This is a genomic window from Bradyrhizobium tropiciagri (assembly GCF_001189845.1).
GTDB classification, from domain to species: domain Bacteria; phylum Pseudomonadota; class Alphaproteobacteria; order Rhizobiales; family Xanthobacteraceae; genus Bradyrhizobium; species Bradyrhizobium tropiciagri.
This window is the reverse complement of record NZ_LFLZ01000074.1, coordinates 13,683-32,800: the sequence shown is the minus strand read 5'-3', so window position 1 is coordinate 32,800 and position 19,118 is coordinate 13,683. Positions and strand designations below refer to the sequence as shown.

Here is a 19,118-nt window from a genome sequence, read left to right as displayed (position 1 = left end):
CGACGAGCTAGTGCCAACTCATATTGACAGACGCTCGTTGACGCGCGTCGAGCCGATCAACGGACGTAGTAATAGCCACGCGATCCGTAGACGACCGGCGGCGCGACATAGACGGCTGACGGTGCAGCGTAGGCTGACGTCGCTGCCGCGCCCACCGCTGCACCCGCTACGGCGCCCGCGGCAATCCCGCCTCCGTAGCAGCAACCGCCAGCCCAGCCGCCGCCGCGGTATCCGCCACCCCAATAGGCGCCGCCGCCGCGATAGGCTCCGTAGCTGACGCCGTGAACGCCGCCGAATCGCCCGACTGCGGCTCCGTGAAAGCCAGCTGCTGCGAACGCCCGAGCTTCTGCCGGCACAGCCAGCGATGTTGCGGCGATAGCGACGACCGATGCCGCCAAGACAAGATTGCGTACCATCTGACACTCCTTTAGTTACCGCGACGGTCGATGCCGTCCAGCGGTGTTGCGTGTGAGTAACCAGAGCGCCTGGAGGTGGCGCCTGCTTCGGCGACTGCGAAGCAGGCAACCATTCAGCGTTGGCTACGATGCGTTGTTATGATGAGGTGCGATCAGGGATCGTCACTCGCGTTACAGTCGGGCGGGAGGGAGCGTCACAAGCATGTGTTGGGCGCGTCCCTATAGGGCTACTTGCCCATTTTCGCCTTCACTGCTTTCAGCGCCTTCGCACAGCCAACGCTCACGTCGTCCGGATGCTGTTTGAGGCATTCAATCATGGTACCGCCCCCCGGAGTGACGCCGGGACACATCCTCTCCGCGTCGACCAAACAGTGAGAAAGGGTAGTGTCATCTTGGGCCCTGGCCGCTGATCCAGAAAGCGAGGTTAAGACGATTGCCAGCGCAGTTAGCGATGGTGCGGCGAAAGCGGCAACCGACGCCGCCAAGACAAGTTTACGTGACATCTGACAATTCCTTGAGTTGCCGCGCCGGTCGACGCCGTGCAGCGGTGTTGTGTGAGTAACCGGACCGCCTGGAGGTGTCGCTCTGTCCGAACGACTGCGGAGCAAGCAATCCTTCAGCGTTGGTTACGAGCCGTTGTTCTGACAAGGCGCGAACCGCGATCGTCACTCGCGTTACAATCGAGCAAGAGGGGTCGTCACAAGCACGTGTTGGGCGCGTTAGCTCACGTGTCTGCAGATGCCCACAACTGCAGCACATGATGAAATTTTGTTCGTCTCGGATGCCGCGCGAACGCCGTGAAAATGGCAACGCTCGCAAATTGCCCGGCAGCTCCGGCTTTTCGCGAGGTCAATCGGTTCCACCGGGCTCGATTGAGATCGTCGCAGCGCAGCGATACAATCGAGCGTGAGCGCGTTAGACGAAGCAAGACGGATTTTGGAAGGCGCTGAATGGCTGGCGCCCGACGCCCTCAAGCTTGCCCCGCTTTTGGTCCAACACGGTAGGCTGGTCCGTCGTCCGGCGGGAGCATGGATTCACTCAGAGGGCGACGAAGATACCGGATTGCTCGTCGTCGTGGACGGCGCGGTCGATCTTTTTTGTCATGGAGCAGGTGAACAACGCGTACGTGTTGGGCTCGTTGGACCAGGAACCGCCGGAGGGCAAAGCGTGCGCTTCGGCGGCGGGCGGCGTCTCGTAACTGCTGCGGCTGCAATCCCGTGCGAAATTCTCGTCGTCTCGGACACCGCGCTGAGCCGCATCGCGGAACAAAGCCCCGAAATCTGGCGCGCGTCGCCAAACTACTCTATCGTCAGCTCCGCGCTGCCTTGAGGTTCGGCGCAGACGTATTGACTCTGCCACCCACTCAACGAGTCGCCGCGCGACTTTCGGACATCGCGGAAGCAACCGTGAGGCTTGACGCGCTGCCACTCAGCCAGCAGGCGCTGGGCGAAATGACGGGACTGACACGAAAAACCGTCAACGAGATCCTGCAACGGCTGCAGGCCGACGGAGTGCTGGTGTGCGACTATCGGCGAATTGAGATTCGAGATGTCCACCGACTCCGAGATATCGCTCGGCTTTCGACCTAAGGCCTTCTTACAGAATCCAGATGGTCGTTGGCAGCGAACTACCTTGCTTTCGTTCAGCTCGCCTCGATGAGGCTATGGCTGCGCCTTAATGAGACTGGTCCCGCTCCACCTCCACGCTCGCGAAGCGCACGCCGAACGTGTCGGCGTTGGCCTCGCCCCAATCGTAGAGTGCCTGCAGCATCGGCTTCAGCATCTCGCCGCGCTTGGTCAGGCAGTAGCGCGAGGAGCCGCCGCCGCGCTCCTGTTTGACGAAGCCTGAATTGCAGAGGTCGCGCAGCCGCTCGGTCAGGACCTTGTCGCTGAGCTGCGGGATGTCGTGGCGGAGTTCGCCATAGCGCATCGGCCGGACCTTGAGCCGGCTGAGGATCACGGTCTTCCATTTGCCGCTGAGCTGATCGATCGAGAACTCGACCGGGCAGCCATATTTGTGCTTGGTCTTGCGGATCATCGCAACTCTCCCGCGGCACTTTCCATCTGGTTCGTTGAGAGCCGCCATCGATCCATCTAAGCACGCTTCGCACGGGTTGGGCGAGCTTAGGGATCATTGCAAGGCATGACAGACAACAGTTCCGTCCAAGGTGCGAGCGACAGGCAACACGCGCGCAAGCGCATCCTCGTCAGACGCAACGGCCCCTACGAACCCGAGCCCGGCATTGCGATCGTCGATCATCTCGGCGTACCTGTTGCGGCCGAGGCGCCGGTGCGGCTCTGCCGCTGCGGACAATCGCAGACCAAACCGTTCTGCGACGGCAGCCACGTCGCACGCGGCTTCACAGACGCGAGGGATCCGCGACGCGTGCCCGACAAGCTCGAGGTCTATGCCGGGCAGCAGGCCCACGTGTTCGACAACCGCGGCACCTGTGCGCATTCCGGCTTCTGCACCGACCGGCTCAACTCGGTGTTTCATCTCGGCGAGGAACCGTTCGTCGCGCCGAGCGGCGCGCGCCTCGACGACCTCATCAACGCGGTGCGCGGATGCCCGTCGGGCGCACTCGGCATCGGCATCGGCCCCGCGCGCGATGCCAACCTGTCCGACGTCAGCCGGCCGCCGCAGATCGAAGTGTCGAAGGATGGTCCCTATCGCGTCACCGGGGATGTCGAGCTCGTCGATGAGGATGGCGTACCAGTCGCACAGAATGCGGGTGCATCGCAGGAACATGTCAGCCTGTGCCGCTGCGGCGCGTCGTTGAACAAGCCGTTTTGCAGCGGCATGCACTGGAATGTCGGGTTTCACGACCCCGTCCCCGATCCCTTCCCCGATCCCTTGCGCGAGCCGACATTGTTCGAATGGGCCGGCGGCTATCCCGCGCTGCTCGACATGACGCGGATCTTCTACAGCCGTTACGTGCCGGAAGACCCACTGCTCGGCCCGCTGTTCGCCGAGATGTCGCCGGATCATCCCGAACGGGTCGCGGCCTGGCTCAGCGAGGTGTTCGGCGGACCGCGTCTCTACACCGAGCGCTATGGTGGCTATCGGCGGATGGTGTCGCAACACATCGGCAAGGAAATCCGGCCGGAGCAGCGCGCGCTGTGGGCCACCTACATGGTGCAGAGTGCCGACGATGCCGGACTGCCGTCCGATCCGGAATTCCGCGCCGCCTTCGTCGCCTACATCGAATGGGGCTCGCGGATCGCCGTGGAGAATTCAGGCGCCGACGCGAAGCCGCCGCCGAACATGCCGGTGCCGCGCTGGTGGTGGGTCTGCAACGCGACGCCCGCGGCACGCCGATCCGCAATCGCGGGCGATGCGCAGGCCGCGAACGAAACCGGCGTCGCGCTGCCCGGCCCCGATGAGGCCGTGCAGTTCGAGCAGCACATCCGGCCGCTGTTCCGGCCGATGGATCGCAGCTCGATGCTGTTCGCCCTCGATCTCTGGAAGGAGCAGGACGTCGCGCGGCACAGCCGCCAGATTCTCGCCCGCCTGGAGGCCGGCACCATGCCCTGCGACGGCGCCTGGCCGGCCGAGCAGGTGGCGCTGTTCGCGCGCTGGACCAATGGTCTGAATCCGCCAGCCTGATTGCGCCGAGGCGACCTCGGAGCAATTTGGAGCGTTTCCGTGAACAGCGCTGCAAATGCGCAGTGGCGGCGGTCGCTTTGGCGGGTTAGACAGTGCCGCCATTCAAGTGGAGACCCAAATGAGCATTCAGCGTTTCGAAACCGGCCCGCGCATGAGCCAGGCCGTCGTGCACGGCAACACCGTCTATCTCGCCGGCGTCGTCGCCGGCAAGGCCGCGGGCGGCAGCGTCACCGACCAGACCAAGGACATCCTGTCGATCATCGACGGCCACCTCGCCAAGGCCGGCACCGACAAGTCGAAGCTGCTCAGCGCGACCATCTACATCACCGACATGAAGACCTTCCCGGAGATGAACGCGGTGTGGGATGGCTGGGTCTCCCAGGGCAACACCCCGGCGCGCGCCACCGTCGAGGCCAAGCTCGCGGCGCCGCAGTACAATGTCGAGATCATGGTCGTCGCAGCCAAGTAAGCCCGCGCAAGCTGATCGAACAAGACCTCTCGAGCCCCGGATTGCAAACCGCAATCCGGGGCTTGTTCTATCCGCAGCCTTACGCACTGATCCGTGGCCGTTGAGCCGAGGCATCGCCGATGTCGGACTGAAGCCAGCGCGCGATCCGGCGCCATGAGCTGGTCAGCGCCTTGCAGCCCATGAACAGGCCGAGGTGCCCGCACGGTTCGGTGCCACGCTCCAGCCACATCGGCGGCGTGCCCAACAGCCGCGCTGTCGCAAACGCCTGATCGCGCGGAACAACAATGTCATCGTCAGCGGCCAGCAGGAAGGCAGGCGTCTTCACCTCGGCGAGATTGATCCTGCGGCCGAGCGCGACGAAGTCTCCGCGAGCGATCCGGTTCTGACGGAAAATCCAGTTGATCACCTCGAGATAGTAGACGCCGGGCAGATCGAGCGTCTCGCGATTCCAGCGCTGGAAACGATCGAGCAGCGAACCGGCATCGTCCGATGCGTCGTGCAGGCTCCGTTGCAGCACGGCTTCCACATCCTGCAGGCCGAAGGGAATGCTCCAGCATTGCAGCATATGCTTGCCGCTGATGATGCCGTCACCCTGATGCACCAGCGCCGCGAAGCTCTGCTCGGGCAGCGCGGCCACCATCCCGGAGAGTTGCGATGGCACCGAGATATCGATCGGACTGCTCGCCAGCACGAGCCGCCGCACCTTGCCGGGGAAACGCGCGGCATAGAGCAGCGACAGCCATCCGCCCTGGCAGAGACCGACAAGATCGACCGGCGGGCCGATCGTGTCGACGGCGACGTTGAGGTCGGAGAGATAGCTGTCGATCGAGAAATAGCGCATCTCAGGCGTGGCCGAGTGCCAATCGGTGAGATACAGACGCGCAATGCCCGACTGTTCGAGCGCCTCGATCAGGCTGTGGCCGGGCGCGAAATCCGCGATCAGCGCGCGGTGCAGCGCGTAGGGCGCACAGATCAGCAGCGGCTGCCCTCGCGCGGCCTGCGAAAAATCCAGCAGATGCATCGACGGCAGTTCGAGCGCGATCCTGTTTGGCGTCGTCCAGGCGAGCTGTGCGCCGCCCGGGTCTGCATGCCCGGGTGCGTGGTCGGCGTACCACTGCCAATATGCGTCAAACACCAGCCTCGCGGCTTCAAACGGCCACAGCCAGGCATGCTGCGCCTCGACAGCGCCCGTCTCCCGTTCCGGTAACTTCGCGTTTTCGGTCAAATCATTCACCGATCGATCGCCGCCGACATGGTCCGGCCAGCACGGGTCGAAACCTTGACCCCGATCAAGAACCGACGAATTCAGATCGAAAATTCTACGCCAAATCAAAGGGAGTAGCCGCCACGCTGGGGTTCACGATCTCGCGACCCCCGGGATGACGTTCCAGCCAGGAAGAGGGCCGCCGGCCCGCTCCAACCAAAGCGCGATGAGATCAGGTTGAAGCGTCATCGCGCTTTAGCTCTTTGTTTGAGCATGATCTTTTCGGAAAACCGCATGCTTTAGGCTGCTCGGGCGGCGGTGCGCTCCGCCTCGAGCCTGCGCGCGAACAGCCAGCGGAAATAGGTCAGCGGCGCATCGGCGCCGATCGCCAGCAGCTGATAATCCGGGTCGACGTCGAGCACCTTCTGCTGCGCCTCGATGAAGTCCTTGTCCTCGTTGAAGGCTTCCTCGAGCGAATGCCGCAGCGACAGCGAGATGTTCGGATTGTCGGTGTCGAAATCGTGCAGATAGTTCCAGAAGAAGTGCGTCGAGGAACGGGTCTCCGGGGTCATGAACTGCGCGTTGCGGTATGACCGCGTGCCTGGAACCTGAACACCCTTCTCGACACCCTGCCCGGCCGGCGCAAACGTGGTGTCGAGCGTGAAGATGCCCGGCACGATCATGCGGCCGATATTGCGGCGATCGACCTTGTCGTCGCGGTTGGAGATCACTTTCTTGTGGTAGGGCGGCGCATCGGCGCCCATGTGCCAGCGCTCGACGCGGAAGCCGTCGTCGAGCTTCTCGATCGCGACCGGCTTGGTCTTGTAGGCGTACTCCTCGGAGCCGCCGAGCGTGTTGGTGTGCACGAAGGCGAGATGGGCGAAGTCGCTGAGGTTGTCGACGATCAAAAGCCAGTTGGCCTTGTAGTGCATGTAGCCCGGCAAGCCGCGCCATTTTGGATCTTCCAGCGGCGGATAGTCGAGGACCAGCTTCGGATCGGCCTTCTCGGGATCGCCGGTCCAGATGAAGATCATGTTGTAGCGTTCGACCACGGGATAGCTGCGCACGCCGAGCTTGGCGGGAATCGCGTCCTGGCCCGGGATCTGGATGCACTTGCCGTCGGCCGCGAACTTCATGCCGTGATACATGCACCTGATGTCGTCGCCCTCGACGCGCCCCATCGAGAGCGGCGCGGCGCGATGGCAGCAACGGTCATCGAGCGCGACGACCTTTCCGCTGGCGCCGCGATAGATCACGATCGGCCGCTCCAGGATGGTACGCGCCAGCTTCTTGCCGTCGATCAGCTCGTGATTCAGCGCCGCCACGTACCAGGCGTTGCGCAGGAAAATTCCGTCGTCGGCCATATCACCCTCCCGATGCAAATTTGCTTGCAATCAGGTTAGGTGATCCCGGCGATCGGGATAATCCGATTTGGCTGGACACACTGTACCGCTGGATGGACAATCGGCCATGGAATGGCGCGACTGGGAGCTGTTTTGCGAGGTTGTCGAGCATGGCGGCTTCACCGCGGCTGCGCGCGTGCTCGGGCACCCCAAATCGAGCCTTAGTGCTGCGGTGCAGCGGCTCGAGGCCAATCTCGGGCTGCGGCTGATCGAACGCACCACGCGGCACCTGCGGCTGACCGATTCCGGCGAGACCATCTATCGCAAGGTGCGTCCGCTGTTCGCCGCGCTGCACGACACCCACAGCGAGGCGCTGGCGATGTCGAGCGCGGTCGCCGGCACCCTGCGCATCAAGGCGCCGTACGAATTCGGCGCGCACCATGCGGGGCCGGTCGCCTGCGCTGTGATGAGCCGCTACCCGGAGCTCGCGATCCGGATCGACGTCGAGCACGACATCGTCAACCCGATCGCCGAGAATTACGACATCGTGTTCGCGATGCTGGAGGCACCGCTGCCGTCGGCCGGCATCGTGATCCGCCGCGTCTTCACCCTCGAGCGCGGCCTGTTCGCGGCACCGGCGCTGCTGGAGAAGCTCGGCGAACCGCGCACACTGGATGAGCTGAGACAACTGCCGCTGTTGACCGGCCCCAGCGATCCGCCATGGGCGATTACAGCTCCCGGCGGCGCGGTCGAGCATCTCGCGGTCGATCGCGCGCGTCTCACCTCTTCGAATGCCCATGTCCGGCTGCAGGCGGCGCTCGCCGGCCATGGCGTGCTGCGGGTCACCGCGAGCTACACCCGCGCCGCAGTCGCGGCCGGCCAGTTGCGGCGGCTGTTGCCGGATCATGCCTGCGAGCCGCTCAACGTGCACGCGCTGCTGCCGGCGCGGCAATTTGTCCCGGCCAAGGTGCGCTGCTTCCTCGATGCAATGGAGGCGCATGCACGCGGCGATCCGGAGGCCTATATCAGGCCGTGACCGGCGCGCCGTTCCACGCGCGATGACCTCCGAGGTAATCGATCGGCACCTGCAAACCTTCGATAGTCCGGGCAGCCGCCTAAGGCCGGCAGATCAGAAGGAGAGCACCATGACCGACCACACGACTATCGCCCGCAACTACATCGAGCTCTGGAACGAGCGCACGCCGAGCCGGCGCCGCGAGATGCTGAGCCAGAACTGGACCAGTGATGCGCGCTATGTCGATCCGCTGATGAGCGGCGACGGCCACGAGGGCGTCGATGCGCTGATCGCCGGCGTGCAGCAGAAGTTTCCGGATTTCACCTTCAAGCTGATCGGCGAGCCGAACGGCTTCGGCGACCACGTCCGGTTCTCGTGGGGCCTCGGGCCCGACGGCGTCGACAGCCCGATCAAGGGCACCGACTTCGCCATGCTGAAGGACGGCCGTATCCGGAGCATCACCGGCTTCCTCGACCAGGTGCCGGGCGCCTGAGGCGATTTCCCACGGGACAACTTCCACCTTCGTCATTCCGGGGCTCGCGAAGCGAGAGCCCGGAATCCATCGGGCCGCAAGTTTCGTGGCTGAATGGATTCCGGGCTCGACGCTGCGCGTCGCCCCGGAATGACTGGGGAACGGGTTCAAACCGCCAGAAGCCGTGGCGGCCAACCGCTTCCACCCCCGTGGCGTCGCTGCTAGTCTTCCCGAAACACAGGGAGGACACCATGAAGGCCGATTACGCCTTCAAGACTTCGGTCGTCAGCGACATCACACCGGCGCTGCTGGCGATCGGCCGCGACAGCTTTGCGCAGGCCCTGATCGGCGCGCTGCGCCGCGTCGCCGGGGTCGGCCACTGCATGGTGTTCTCGTTCACCGGCCCGCGCTCCGCCGCATGCCTGCTCGATGTCGGCAACATCCCGACCGGGCGCGACCTCGGGATCGCCTATTCCGAACATTTCCATCAGGCCGACCCGAACCGCGATGCGGTGTTCGAGGGGCAGGCGCAGGCGGCGCCGATCCTGCTGCCGACCTTTGCCCGCCGGATGTACAGCGACGGCTACCGCAAGATCTTCTTCGACGATTCCGACATCGTCGACAAATTCGCTTCCGCAATCTGGACTGGCGAGACGTGCTTCTACGTCAATTTCTACCAGATCACCGAGCAAGGCCGCTTCAGCCGCGAGCAGATCGCGCGGCTGGCCGCGGTCGCACCCGCATTGACGGCAGCCGTGGCGCGGCACTTCCAGCACGATCCAGCGGCGGACACCGATCCAATCGAACGGCTAAAAACCCTGTTCGCAACCGCCGAGCCGCTGGTCCGGCTGACCGGGCGCGAGAAGGAGGTTTGCCTGCGCATTCTCTCGGGCCTCAGCTCGGAGGCGATCGCGGCCGATCTCGGCATCGGGCTGCACTCCGCCCTCACCTATCGCAAGCGCGCCTATGACAAGCTCGGCATCTCCTCGCAGAACGAGCTGTTCACGATCGCGCTGCGGCTGATGGCGTCGGCACGCCTGCTGAACTGAAGGGGCGCGGAGCGACGGGTCTCCCCCTGTCCCCAACGGTGGGGACAGACCGGCGGCGCCTGGGCGCCTATGCTCGGTTCGAAACCTGAAGGCCAACCTGAGATCGCGCCGTGAGCACCGCTCCCCATTTCGACATCGATGTCCCCGCCTTCTGGCAGGACCCCTATCCGACACTGGCGCGCATGCGCAAGGAGGCGCCGATCGCCTTCGTGCCGCAGCTCGGCAGCACGCTGCTGTGCAACCGCGACGACATCTTCGTCTCCGAGAAGCAGATCGACGTGTTCTCGTCGCACCAGCGAAGGGCTGATGAACAGGCTGATGGGCCACAACATGATGCGCAAGGACGGCGATGCGCACATGAACGAGCGCAAGGCGATCTTCCCGGCGATTTCGCCGAAGACGGTGCGATCGCACTGGACCGCGCAATTCGCCGGACACGCGACGCGCATCCTCGATGAATTGCAGGCGGACGGCGTGGTCGACTTCGTGCAGGCCTTCGCGCTGCCGTTCTCGGCCGAATGCCTGAAATCGATCACCGGCCTCACCAACATGCCCTTCCAGGACATGAATGCCTGGTCGCAGGGCATGATCGACGGGATCGCCAATTATGTCGGCGATCCCGCGATCGAGGCGCGCTGCCATGCGGCGACCTCGGGCATCGACGCTGCGATCGACGATATGGTGCCGGTGCTGCGCGAGACGCCCGACCTCAGCCTGCTCGGCGTGCTCTGGCAAGCCGACATGCCGATGGAGAGCGTGCGTGCCAACATCAAGCTCGCGATCTCGGGTGGCCAGAACGAGCCGCGCGACGCGATCGCCGGCGCGGTGTGGGCGCTGCTGACCCACCCGGACCAACTCGCGCTGGCGAGGAGCGGCGCGGTCCCCTGGCTGCAGGTGTTCGAGGAATATGCGCGCTGGATCTCGCCGATCGGGATGTCGCCGCGGCGGATCGCAAAGCCCTGGACGATCCGGGATATCGCATTCGAGACCAACGAGCGCGTGTTCCTGATGTTCGGCTCGGCGAACCGCGACGAGAAGCATTTCAGCGAACCCGACGCCTTCGACGTGCGCCGCGACGCCAGCAAGAGCATCGCGTTCGGCGCCGGTCCGCATTTCTGCGCCGGCGCCTGGGCCTCGCGCGCCATGGTCGCCGACGTCGCGTTGCCCGCAATCTTCGAAAGACTGACGAATCTGCGCCTGATCGCGGACCGGCCGCCGCGGATCGGCGGCTGGGCGTTCCGCGGCCTGCTGGATTTGCCGGTGACGTGGGACCGGTAGCGCACAAGGCGGCCGGTCGCCCGCGACGCCGAGCCCGCCCTGCGGCCGGATTTGTTTAAGTTCCGCAACGGAAGACACACATAGACATGAAAATGCGGCTCCAGCCGCCGGTGCGGACGCGCGCGCGACCTGCCAAAATGCGTCTTGTGCACCGCGACACCATGCCGCCGCAACCGGTCGGACGGCTGTAATCAAACTGTCACGAATCCATTTCAATCCGCCGTTATTGGTGAAACTGCAATTAGTTGTGCGGTCACAAGGGATTTCCGATGAACCCGAACACCAATGGTAGCAGTCACGATACCGCCTTCCACCATGACGCCCCCGAACAGGAATCCGAGGAAGGCGGCGGCATCAACAAGACGGTCGCGGTCGTCGCGGTGGTGGCTGTCGGTGCGGCCGTGTTCGAAGCTGCCTTGCTGCCGGGACTTGCCCTCGGCGTTGCCGCAGTCGCGGCGCCGAAGTATCTGCCGAAGCTGGCGGGCGCACTCAATCCGCTGTTCAAGTCCACCGTTCGCGGCACCTACAAGTTCGCGCAGAAGTCGCGCGAGATGTTTGCTGAAGCGCACGAGCAGGTGAACGACATCGTTGCGGAAGTGAAGGCCGAAGGCCAGGCGCAGGAAAAGGCAGCGGCGACAGAGGGCCGGACTCACTCCGCGGCCTGAGCCGGGCGTCAGACGCTCAAGATACCAGGCGACGACACGCGCCGGTGACCGTCCTTGCGACGTTGAGACCGGCGCCCGCAGGCAATCGTGTTTGACGACGGCATCGTTCGCGTCCCGCGCCGGCGTTCGAATGCTGTTAGAGGACTACGATGACCAAGATGAAGCTGCAGATCGCGCATCAGGTTCCGGGCCGGATTCGCATGAAGGTGCCGTCGGCCAAGGAAAACCCCGAGCTTCTCGAGCAGATCAAGCAGACCTTCAGCGTCATTCCCGGCATCGAGAACGTCATCGTCAACCCGACGACGGGAAGCGTCGTGCTGCACTACGACACCGACCGGCACGACGAGTTTCATGGCCGGCTGCAGCATCACACCGGCGGTCACTACAAGCCGCCGACCAATGAAATCGACGCGCTGGCGAACAAGATCGAGCAGGAAGCCGAGTATCTCGCCGAGCATTCGCACACGGCCAAGGTCATCGTCGACTTCTTCAGGGATTTCGACCACGGCATCAAGATCGCCAGCGGCAACGTGATCGATCTGAAGATCGTGCTGGCAGCCGGAATCGCCGGCTTCACCGTGTTCGAGGTTGGCGCCACCGCGGCGACGCCGGTTTGGGTCACGCTGGCAGTGTTTGCACTCAACCACATGATTCAGGCCAACATGGGTGCCGCCGAGCAGGCGGAGCCGGCAGGCGCGACGGCCTGACCCGCCAGGGGCGAGAGCGCAGATCCATGGACTTCCGCTTCTGCCACTCCATGCCAGGGCGCATTCGTCTGAGCATTCCCGCGCTCGGGCGCGATCGCAAGCTAGGCGAAACCTGCCTCGGCTGGCTGCGGGCGCAGGACGGCATCAGGACCGCGCGGATCAATTACGACTGCGCAAGCCTCGTGCTGGAATACGATCCGGCGCACGAGCAGCGGCTGCTCGTGCTGCTGACCGGCTTCAAGGCCATGAGCCTCGCCGACGTGAAGGCGCTGTGCGCGAGCGCCGCGCCGGAGGCGGCTTCGCCGCGCGCCAGCGTGCCGGAAGTCTCCAAGCGCTCGCCACTGGCGCTGCCGACGCTGTCGTTGTTCATGGCGTTCAGCGCCAATCCGGTGATCGCGGCGATCAACATGCCGCTGATGCTCTGGAATGCGATCCCGATCGCCAAGCGCGCCTGGAAGGTCTGGGCCAACGAGAGCCGGCTGAACATCGACGTGCTCGATACGTTCGCGATCAGCGCCTCGATGCTCCAGGGCAACCCGCTGGCCGGCTGCATCGTCACCTGGTTGATCAAGCTCGGCGACTGGATCCGCGACCTCACCGCGGCGGGCTCGCGGCGCGCGATCAATGAGCTGCTCGAATTCCAGTCCAAGACGGCCTGGCTGCTGCGCGACGGCGAGGTGGTGTCGATCCCCGCCGCCGAGCTCAAGAACGGCGATATCGTCGTGGTGTATCCCGGCGAGATGATCCCGGTCGACGGCGAGATCATCGACGGCTCCGCCACCATCGACCAGAAGACGATCACCGGCGAAGGCCTGCCGGTGCATCGCGGCAAGGGCGAAGCGGCCTTCGCCGCGACCGTGATCCGCGAGGGCCAGATCACGCTGCGCGCGCTGCGCGTCGGAACCGCGACCACCGCCGGCCAGATCGTGCGGCTGATCGAATCCGCGCCGATCGGCGACACCCGCATGCAGAACCATGCCGAACGCTTCGCCGACCGGCTGGTGACCCCGACGCTGGCGCTCGCCACCGGCACCGCCATGGTCTCGGGTGACTTCAACCGCTTCCTGTCGCTCGTCATCGTCGACTACGGCACCGGCATCCGCGTCGCCGCGCCGACGTCAGTGCTGTCCTCGATGACGCTCGCCGCCCGCACCGGCATGATCATCAAGAGCGGCGGCCACATGGAGAAGCTCGCCGGGATCGACACCATGGTGTTCGACAAGACCGGCACCCTCACCCACGGCACGCCCGCCGTGATCGACGTGATCTCCTACCAGAATTCCATCACGCCGAACCATTTGCTCGGGCTCGCCGCCGCCGCCGAGACCAAGCTGCAGCACCCGGTCGCCGAAGCGTTGCGCACGCGGGCCCGGCAGCTCGCGGTGAACATTCCGCCCTGCAATGAGACCACCTACCGCCTCGGCCTCGGCGTCGAAGGCCAGGTCAACGGCTATTACGTCCATGTCGGCAACCAGCGCTTCATGCGCCAGAGCGAGATCGCCGTCGATGCCTCGGCCCTCGATCGCGCGGCGCTCGACCAGCGCGGCTATTCGAGCCTCTATATCGCCGTCGACGGCAAGCTCGCGGGCCTCGTGCCCTACTCCGACGAGATCCGGGAGGAGAGCCGCCCGGTCATCCAGCGCCTGCATGAGCTGGGCGTCAAGAACAGCATCATGCTGACAGGCGACAATGCCGTCGTGGCGCGCGCCGTTTGCAACAGGCTGGGGCTTACTGAGCACTTCGCCGACATGCTGCCGGCCGACAAGGCCGGCGTCATCCAGGAGCTGCAGCGCCAGGGACGCAGGGTCGCCATGGTCGGCGACGGCATCAACGATTCGCCTGCGCTCAGCTTCGCCGATGTCGGGATCGCCATGAAGCATGGTGCCGAGGTCACCCACGAATCCGCCGACGTCATCCTGATGGAGGACTCGCTTTGGAAGCTCGTCAAGGCGATCGAGATCTCGCAAGGCGCCGTCAGCCTGATCAAGCAGAACTACGCCATCGTCGCTGCGCTCAACACGCTGGCGCTCGGCCTTGCCCTGCCCGGCGGCCTGATCACGCCCGAGGTCACCGCGCTGATCAGCAATGGCTCGGCGATCCTCGCGAGCTTCAACGGCATACGGCCAATTCTCAGGTATCAATGAGCCAGGATGTCACCCAGCTCGTTGTCCTTCCTCCCGGCGATCGCGCCGCGCTACAAGCCGCAGTCAAGGCGCTGGAGAGCTCCAACCTCGCGGCACGGATCGCCGACTATGCCGGCGTCCCGGTCAATCGCGTCCTCAACCTGCTGCCGAAGGCCGCCAACCGCCAGCTCAGCGGGCTGGTGCGCACCGCTGTCATGAAGGGGCTGGAAGTCGCCGTCGACACGCTCGACGAGAAGCCGCCGCCTGCACCCGCCGTCACCTTCTCCTCATTCCTCGCAGGGGTGACCGGGGGCGTCAGCGGCCTGTTCGGTTTCGGCGCGCTTGCGGTCGAGCTTCCCCTGACGACGACCTTGATGCTGCGCGCGATCGCGGAAATCGCGCGGCACCAGGGCGAGGACCTCTCCAACATCGAGGCGAGGCTCGCCTGTCTCGAAGTGTTCGCCTATGGCACCAAGCGAACCGACGAGAATGTCGATATCGGTTACTACGCCGCCCGCGCGCTGATCAGCAAATACACCAGCGACGCCGCCGCCTACATCCTGGAGCGCGGCGCGGTCGATGCCTCCGCCCCCGTGATCTCCCATCTGGTCAGCGAGATCGTCTCCCGGTTCGGCCTGGTGGTTTCGGACAAGGCCGCGGCCGGCGCGGTGCCGATCATCGGCGCGGCATTCGGCGCGACCGTCAACGTGATCTTCATGGACCATTTCCAGAAGATCGCGAAGGGACACTTCACTGTGCGCCGGCTGGAGCGGGTCCATGGCAGCGCCGGCGTCGGCAACATTATGCGGCGATCGCGGCCGGGCTCGCGCCGCGGCGCGGCGTCGCGACGGCATGAGGCGGTTGGCAGCAATTGGACATCGGCGCCGTGCTTCAAGACACCAGGCTGCGCGACCTTCGTCGCATGCGGGCGCTTGCCACGGCCCTGCTCGTGGTCATGCTGCTGGTGTTCCTGGCGACCTCGATGGCGCAGCCGCACTGGCCCTGGCTGGCCTATCCGCGCGCCTTCGCCGAAGCCGGCATGATCGGCGCCTGCGCCGACTGGTTCGCCGTCGTCGCGCTGTTCCGTCATCCGCTCGGCATTCCGATTCCGCACACCGCGATCGTCCCGCAGAACAAGCAGCGCATCGCAGTCGCGCTCGGCCGCTTCATCGCCAACAACTTCCTGTCGCCCCGCGTGGTCGGCGATCGCATCCGCGACGTCGACATCGCCGGCTGGGCGGCGCACTGGATCGAGCGGCCGACGCACGCCCGCAGCACGGCCCAGCGCACCGTCTCGGCGGTCCATCAGGCGCTGCAGGCGACACCGAGCGCCGAGATCAACGCGTTTCTGACCCGCCGCACCCGGCAGGGGATCGCAGCCGTTCCTGCAGCCCCGCTCGCCTCGCGCGTGCTGGCGCTGCTGTGGGCCCATGGCAACGCACAGGCGCTGGTCGAGCGCTTGATCACATCGGCGAGCGTGGCGCTCGCCAACAACAAGGAAACGATCCGCAAGAAGGTCTCGCAGCGCTCCTACCGGTTCGTGCCGAAATGGGTCGACGGCATGGTGGCCGACCGTGTCATTTCCGGCGTCAGCCAGACGCTCGACGAGATGCGCGAGCCGAACCATCCCTGGCGCGTCGAGCTCAAGGCCGAGATCGAGCGCCTGATCGACCGCCTCGCCACCGATCCCGACTACCTCGCCAGGGGCGAGGAGCTGAAGCAGCAGATGCTCGACAATCCCGCCGTGATCGGACAGATCGATGCGATGTGGCACGCCATCGAGGCGCGGCTGAACTCCGCGGCGACTTCGGCGGCAATCGCGGACGCGATCGAAACCGCCCTGATCTCGGTCGCGCGCGGGTGCGGGACGATGCCGAAATGCGCGACCGCATCAACCGCTGGCTCCGCGTCGCCGCGCTGCGCGCTGTCGCGTCGCGGCGTCAGGAGATCGCGGCCTTCATCCGCAAGGTGGTCGAGAACTGGGACACCGAAACGCTGATCATGCGGATCGAGCTGCAGGTCGGACGCGATCTGCAATTCATCCGGATCAACGGCACCGTGGTCGGAGGGCTCGTCGGCCTGGTGATCTTCTCTGTGTCACGCTGGCTCTGACGCGTGATGAGATTGGGTTGAGCTGGAACGGCGTCGAAGGTTCACCTCTCCCTTGGGAGAGGTCGATTTGCGCAGCAAATCGGGTGAGGGGTTACGGTCTATCGAGAGAGCAAGAGCCCTCACCCGGATTGCACTGGACGATGCTTCGCATCGCCAGGCGCAATCCGACCTCTCCCCAAAGGGGAGAGGTGAACCGAGACCACGCCAAGCGGATTCAACGACGCTCTAGCGCGCCAATACAAGTTCAGGGAAAGCGAATCCGCAGCAGCGGCAACTGCTGGAGCTTGTCGAGCAGGCTCACCATTTGGCTTGCGGCAAGGCTGAGGCCACCGAGGATAAAGTGGCGGCGGGTCAAGCCGCGCTCGCGGCCCGCGAATTCCAGGCGCTGGAGACGCGGTTCGGGAGCAGTGTTCGCACGCAGGGCAGGAAGCGTCGTCATATCCATCAGCCGATCGGAATCCGGATTTCCGGAGCGGTGGTCATCTGCTCGATCGTCCCGTCGAACGACAGGCAGTCCGGATTCTCGCCCGGCATTCGGCGCAAGGTCTCGACCAGCTGCTCCTGCTCCAGCAGGAATGTGCGGCCGTCGCGCAGCCGGGCATAGGCGGCCCAAGGCACGAATTTGGTGAACGGAAACGGGAATTCCTCGCGCGGCGACACGTCGATGTTGAGGCCGGAGACGAACAGCACGTTCTTGGTCGCAAACGCCGGCTCGCGCAGGATGCTCCGGTAGGTGCGATCGAACTCGGCCTGGGTGACGAAGCGGGCGGCATCCAGCGCGGGATGCGGCGACGTCACCAGCGCCGGCATGACAGGAGCGAGTGCCGCCTCGAGAATGTCATGGCCGTCGGGACCTTCGGCCGGCGCACGGCGGAAGTGAAACAGATCGGGCGACAGCGCCGTCCCGATCGGCGCCGGTGTCTCGCGAAAGCAGGCGTCGCCGAGCCGCTCGCGGATTGCCGGGCTAGCGCGAAAGACCTTCGACGTGCTCAGCACGCTCAGCGGCTGGCGCGGCGTCTCGACCATGCGGTCGAGCCACAGAAAGAGACCTTCGCTGCGGCTGTCGTCGAGATACTGATTGTCGACCTGGAACACCGGCTCGCCATCGAGCCGGCCGCATTGCACCTGCCGGCAGGCATGGGCGTATTCGTCCTCGTACCAGCGCAGCACGCCGCAGAGCTTGCCGCAGCAATCTCCGAACCTGCAGCCGTCGGTGCGGTGGCGCTGATAGACGCCGAAGCGGCCATCATCCGGATTGTAGCCGACATGGCTGGCCTGGATCAGCACCAGGTCCTCGCCGTGATGGGCATAAGGCCCGTGGCGGTTGATCGCGACCTTGCCGCCGACCCGCCCGTGGTCGAACGGAAACGTCCCGAAATGCTGGGCCAGCAGCATCACCGGATAACCCTGGCTCTCGTCGGAGCAGAAGGCGCGTGACGGCAGCATGTGCTGCCGCTGAAAGCCGAGCGACCGGCAATAGTTGTAAAGCCGCGGGACGAAATGCCCGTAGCGCATCGCAAAACCGCCAACCCGGAAGGTTTCGGTCATCCTCTGCCCGAGCGGTCAGACGTGTCCAGAGTGCACACGCGGGGCAAAATTCCCCGCTCCCCGTACCTGACAGGAACGGTAGATACCGTTGTTGACGGTTATGTGAATGCAGCCGGGAGCGATGATCCGGACGGGCAGCCTATGACGCTCAGCGTCCCCAGCGCAGCACCACCGGATCGAGCGTGCGCGCGATCTCGATCAGACCGGCACGCGTCGCCGGATGCAGCGGCTGCAGCGGGTGCCGTACCGCATCCGACTTGATGACGCCGCCCTCGCGCATCAGCACCTTGCAGGCCTGCAACCCGCATTGCCGGTTCTCGTAGTTGATCAGCGGCAGCCAGCGCGCATAGGCCTGCACGGCTTCGTCGCGGCGCCCGGCAAGGAACGGATCCATGATCTGACGGATGCCGTCGGGATAGCCGCCGCCGGTCATCGCACCGGTGGCGCCGGCATCGAGGTCGGCCATCAAAGTGATCGCCTCCTCGCCGTCCCACGGTCCCTCGATCACGCTGCCGCCCTTCTCGATCAGGCCGCGCAGCTTGTTCGCGGCCATCGGCACCTCGATCTTGAAGTACCTGACATTGGCGAGCTCCTTCGCCATCCGCGCCAGGAAATCGACCGAGAGCGGCGTGCCCGCGACCGGCGCATCCTGGATCATGATCGGGATGTTGATCGCATCCGAGACCACCCGATAGAACTCGTAGATCGCCGGCTCGCCCACGCGGAAGGTCGCGCCGTGATAGGGCGGCATGATCATCACCATCGCAGCACCGGCGGCCTGTGCCTCGCGGCTGCGCGCGGCACACACCGCCGAGGAGAAATGCGTGGTGGTGACGATCACGGGGATGCGGCCCGCGACGTGCTCGAGCACGGCATGCATCACGGTCTCGCGCTCGGCATCGGTCAGCACGAACTGCTCGGAGAAGTTGGCGAGGATGCAGATGCCGTGCGAGCCGGCATCGATCATGAAATCGATGCAGCGCCGCTGTCCGTCGAGGTCGAGGTTGCCGCTGGCGTCGAAGATGGTCGGCGCCACCGGAAAGACGCCGCGATAGGGGCGCTGTGCCGAACTCGTCATGTCAAATCCTCCCTCATGATCTTGTCGCAGCTT

Annotated in this window: 20 protein-coding genes and 2 pseudogenes; 14 read left to right on the top strand and 8 right to left on the bottom strand. The window is 65.0% G+C overall.

Features of this window, described 5'->3' with window-relative positions; genetic code table 11:
* Positions 1-56: 56 nt before the first annotated feature.
* Positions 57-416 (bottom strand): hypothetical protein, encoded by a 360-nt coding sequence (locus tag AKN84_RS36725; RefSeq protein ID WP_050425296.1) that lies wholly within the window; start codon positions 414-416, stop codon positions 57-59.
* A 227-nt stretch (positions 417-643) separates the two neighbouring features.
* The gene (locus AKN84_RS36720) at positions 644-919 is read right to left on the bottom strand and encodes a cysteine rich repeat-containing protein (RefSeq protein WP_050425295.1); all 276 of its coding nucleotides are present in this window, start codon (positions 917-919) and stop codon (positions 644-646) included.
* A 403-nt stretch (positions 920-1,322) separates the two neighbouring features.
* Between AKN84_RS36720 and AKN84_RS50865 the strand changes: the two genes are divergently transcribed.
* Positions 1,323-1,745: a Crp/Fnr family transcriptional regulator gene (locus AKN84_RS50865; protein WP_157863380.1), complete on the top strand. Its 423-nt coding sequence runs from the start codon at positions 1,323-1,325 to the stop codon at positions 1,743-1,745.
* A complete protein-coding gene (locus tag AKN84_RS50140; protein WP_128971483.1) occupies positions 1,634-2,005 on the top strand; it encodes a Crp/Fnr family transcriptional regulator in 372 nt (123 codons plus the stop codon). Before AKN84_RS50865 ends, AKN84_RS50140 begins: the two co-directional genes overlap by 112 nt.
* An 85-nt stretch (positions 2,006-2,090) precedes the next feature.
* Here AKN84_RS50140 and AKN84_RS36705 read toward each other — a convergent pair whose 3' ends face one another.
* The gene (locus tag AKN84_RS36705) at positions 2,091-2,453 is read right to left on the bottom strand and encodes a winged helix-turn-helix transcriptional regulator (protein WP_050425292.1); all 363 of its coding nucleotides are present in this window, start codon (positions 2,451-2,453) and stop codon (positions 2,091-2,093) included.
* A 105-nt stretch (positions 2,454-2,558) separates the two neighbouring features.
* Here AKN84_RS36705 and AKN84_RS36700 point away from each other — a divergent pair, with 105 nt between their 5' ends.
* A complete protein-coding gene (locus tag AKN84_RS36700) occupies positions 2,559-4,022 on the top strand; it encodes a CDGSH iron-sulfur domain-containing protein (RefSeq protein ID WP_050425291.1) in 1,464 nt (487 codons plus the stop codon).
* 118 nt (positions 4,023-4,140) lie between these two features.
* Complete coding sequence (locus AKN84_RS36695) at positions 4,141-4,491, top strand: RidA family protein (RefSeq protein ID WP_028334578.1); 351 nt, start codon at positions 4,141-4,143, stop codon at positions 4,489-4,491.
* Between the two features lie 79 nt (positions 4,492-4,570).
* On the opposite strand, the gene AKN84_RS36690 is transcribed toward AKN84_RS36695, so the two are convergent.
* Entirely contained in the window at positions 4,571-5,725 is a 1,155-nt protein-coding gene (locus tag AKN84_RS36690; RefSeq protein ID WP_244485692.1) for an alpha/beta fold hydrolase, read from the bottom strand.
* A gap of 269 nt (positions 5,726-5,994) precedes the next feature.
* Positions 5,995-7,059, bottom strand: coding sequence for an aromatic ring-hydroxylating dioxygenase subunit alpha (locus tag AKN84_RS36685; RefSeq protein ID WP_050425290.1), 1,065 nt, complete (start codon positions 7,057-7,059; stop codon positions 5,995-5,997).
* Positions 7,060-7,165: 106 nt separating this feature from the next.
* Here AKN84_RS36685 and AKN84_RS36680 point away from each other — a divergent pair, with 106 nt between their 5' ends.
* The 10 genes and pseudogenes from AKN84_RS36680 (at position 7,166) to AKN84_RS50860 (ending at position 16,459) form a co-directional block, all read left to right on the top strand.
* Positions 7,166-8,074, top strand: a complete 909-nt coding sequence (locus AKN84_RS36680; RefSeq protein WP_050425289.1) for a LysR family transcriptional regulator — start codon at positions 7,166-7,168, stop codon at positions 8,072-8,074.
* A gap of 109 nt (positions 8,075-8,183) precedes the next feature.
* Positions 8,184-8,546 (top strand): nuclear transport factor 2 family protein, encoded by a 363-nt coding sequence (locus AKN84_RS36675; RefSeq protein ID WP_050425304.1) that lies wholly within the window; start codon positions 8,184-8,186, stop codon positions 8,544-8,546.
* Positions 8,547-8,776: 230 nt separating this feature from the next.
* Positions 8,777-9,574 carry a helix-turn-helix transcriptional regulator gene (locus tag AKN84_RS36670; protein WP_050425288.1) on the top strand — a complete coding sequence of 266 codons (798 nt, stop codon included), beginning with the start codon at positions 8,777-8,779 and terminating at the stop codon, positions 9,572-9,574.
* Between the two features lie 110 nt (positions 9,575-9,684).
* Positions 9,685-10,852 (top strand): annotated as a pseudogene (locus AKN84_RS36665) (cytochrome P450).
* A 269-nt stretch (positions 10,853-11,121) separates the two neighbouring features.
* The gene (locus tag AKN84_RS36660) at positions 11,122-11,517 is read left to right on the top strand and encodes a DUF5132 domain-containing protein (RefSeq protein ID WP_050425287.1); all 396 of its coding nucleotides are present in this window, start codon (positions 11,122-11,124) and stop codon (positions 11,515-11,517) included.
* Positions 11,518-11,666: 149 nt separating this feature from the next.
* Complete coding sequence (locus AKN84_RS36655) at positions 11,667-12,224, top strand: HMA2 domain-containing protein (protein WP_050425286.1); 558 nt, start codon at positions 11,667-11,669, stop codon at positions 12,222-12,224.
* Positions 12,225-12,250: 26 nt separating this feature from the next.
* Complete coding sequence (locus AKN84_RS36650) at positions 12,251-14,368, top strand: heavy metal translocating P-type ATPase (protein WP_050425285.1); 2,118 nt, start codon at positions 12,251-12,253, stop codon at positions 14,366-14,368.
* Positions 14,365-15,390: an EcsC family protein gene (locus AKN84_RS36645; protein ID WP_128971482.1), complete on the top strand. Its 1,026-nt coding sequence runs from the start codon at positions 14,365-14,367 to the stop codon at positions 15,388-15,390. The genes AKN84_RS36650 and AKN84_RS36645 overlap by 4 nt, the downstream gene beginning before the upstream one ends.
* A pseudogene (locus AKN84_RS49555) lies at positions 15,303-16,139 on the top strand (DUF445 domain-containing protein); the annotation flags it as partial. The gene AKN84_RS36645 and the pseudogene AKN84_RS49555, both read left to right, overlap by 88 nt.
* Positions 16,140-16,225: 86 nt before the next feature.
* Entirely contained in the window at positions 16,226-16,459 is a 234-nt protein-coding gene (locus AKN84_RS50860; RefSeq protein WP_128971480.1) for a DUF445 family protein, read from the top strand.
* Between the two features lie 244 nt (positions 16,460-16,703).
* Here the strand turns inward: AKN84_RS50860 and AKN84_RS36635 are convergent, their stop codons facing one another.
* The 3 genes from AKN84_RS36635 to AKN84_RS36625 form a co-directional block, all read right to left on the bottom strand.
* Positions 16,704-16,904, bottom strand: coding sequence for a hypothetical protein (locus tag AKN84_RS36635; RefSeq protein WP_050425283.1), 201 nt, complete (start codon positions 16,902-16,904; stop codon positions 16,704-16,706).
* Positions 16,904-18,007, bottom strand: a complete 1,104-nt coding sequence (locus AKN84_RS36630) for a hypothetical protein (RefSeq protein WP_050425282.1) — start codon at positions 18,005-18,007, stop codon at positions 16,904-16,906. Before AKN84_RS36630 ends, AKN84_RS36635 begins: the two co-directional genes overlap by 1 nt.
* 148 nt (positions 18,008-18,155) lie before the next feature.
* On the bottom strand, positions 18,156-19,085 hold the full coding sequence (locus tag AKN84_RS36625; RefSeq protein ID WP_050425281.1) for a dihydrodipicolinate synthase family protein: 930 nt from the start codon (positions 19,083-19,085) through the stop codon (positions 18,156-18,158).
* Between the last annotated feature and the right edge of the window lie 33 nt (positions 19,086-19,118).

What these genes read in the sequence shown, in the direction of transcription:
- AKN84_RS36725 (WP_050425296.1), bottom strand. Translation starts at nt 416, where the DNA reads ATGGTACGCAATCTTGTCTTGGCGGCATCGGTCGTCGCTATCGCCGCA.
- AKN84_RS36720 (WP_050425295.1), bottom strand. Translation starts at nt 919, where the DNA reads ATGTCACGTAAACTTGTCTTGGCGGCGTCGGTTGCCGCTTTCGCCGCA.
- AKN84_RS36705 (WP_050425292.1), bottom strand. Translation starts at nt 2,453, where the DNA reads ATGATCCGCAAGACCAAGCACAAATATGGCTGCCCGGTCGAGTTCTCG.
- AKN84_RS36700 (WP_050425291.1), top strand. Translation starts at nt 2,559, where the DNA reads ATGACAGACAACAGTTCCGTCCAAGGTGCGAGCGACAGGCAACACGCG.
- AKN84_RS36695 (WP_028334578.1), top strand. Translation starts at nt 4,141, where the DNA reads ATGAGCATTCAGCGTTTCGAAACCGGCCCGCGCATGAGCCAGGCCGTC.
- AKN84_RS36685 (WP_050425290.1), bottom strand. Translation starts at nt 7,059, where the DNA reads ATGGCCGACGACGGAATTTTCCTGCGCAACGCCTGGTACGTGGCGGCG.
- AKN84_RS36680 (WP_050425289.1), top strand. Translation starts at nt 7,166, where the DNA reads ATGGAATGGCGCGACTGGGAGCTGTTTTGCGAGGTTGTCGAGCATGGC.
- AKN84_RS36675 (WP_050425304.1), top strand. Translation starts at nt 8,184, where the DNA reads ATGACCGACCACACGACTATCGCCCGCAACTACATCGAGCTCTGGAAC.
- AKN84_RS36670 (WP_050425288.1), top strand. Translation starts at nt 8,777, where the DNA reads ATGAAGGCCGATTACGCCTTCAAGACTTCGGTCGTCAGCGACATCACA.
- AKN84_RS36660 (WP_050425287.1), top strand. Translation starts at nt 11,122, where the DNA reads ATGAACCCGAACACCAATGGTAGCAGTCACGATACCGCCTTCCACCAT.
- AKN84_RS36655 (WP_050425286.1), top strand. Translation starts at nt 11,667, where the DNA reads ATGACCAAGATGAAGCTGCAGATCGCGCATCAGGTTCCGGGCCGGATT.
- AKN84_RS36650 (WP_050425285.1), top strand. Translation starts at nt 12,251, where the DNA reads ATGGACTTCCGCTTCTGCCACTCCATGCCAGGGCGCATTCGTCTGAGC.
- AKN84_RS36645 (WP_128971482.1), top strand. Translation starts at nt 14,365, where the DNA reads ATGAGCCAGGATGTCACCCAGCTCGTTGTCCTTCCTCCCGGCGATCGC.
- AKN84_RS50860 (WP_128971480.1), top strand. Translation starts at nt 16,226, where the DNA reads ATGCGCGACCGCATCAACCGCTGGCTCCGCGTCGCCGCGCTGCGCGCT.
- AKN84_RS36635 (WP_050425283.1), bottom strand. Translation starts at nt 16,904, where the DNA reads ATGGATATGACGACGCTTCCTGCCCTGCGTGCGAACACTGCTCCCGAA.
- AKN84_RS36630 (WP_050425282.1), bottom strand. Translation starts at nt 18,007, where the DNA reads ATGACCGAAACCTTCCGGGTTGGCGGTTTTGCGATGCGCTACGGGCAT.
- AKN84_RS36625 (WP_050425281.1), bottom strand. Translation starts at nt 19,085, where the DNA reads ATGACGAGTTCGGCACAGCGCCCCTATCGCGGCGTCTTTCCGGTGGCG.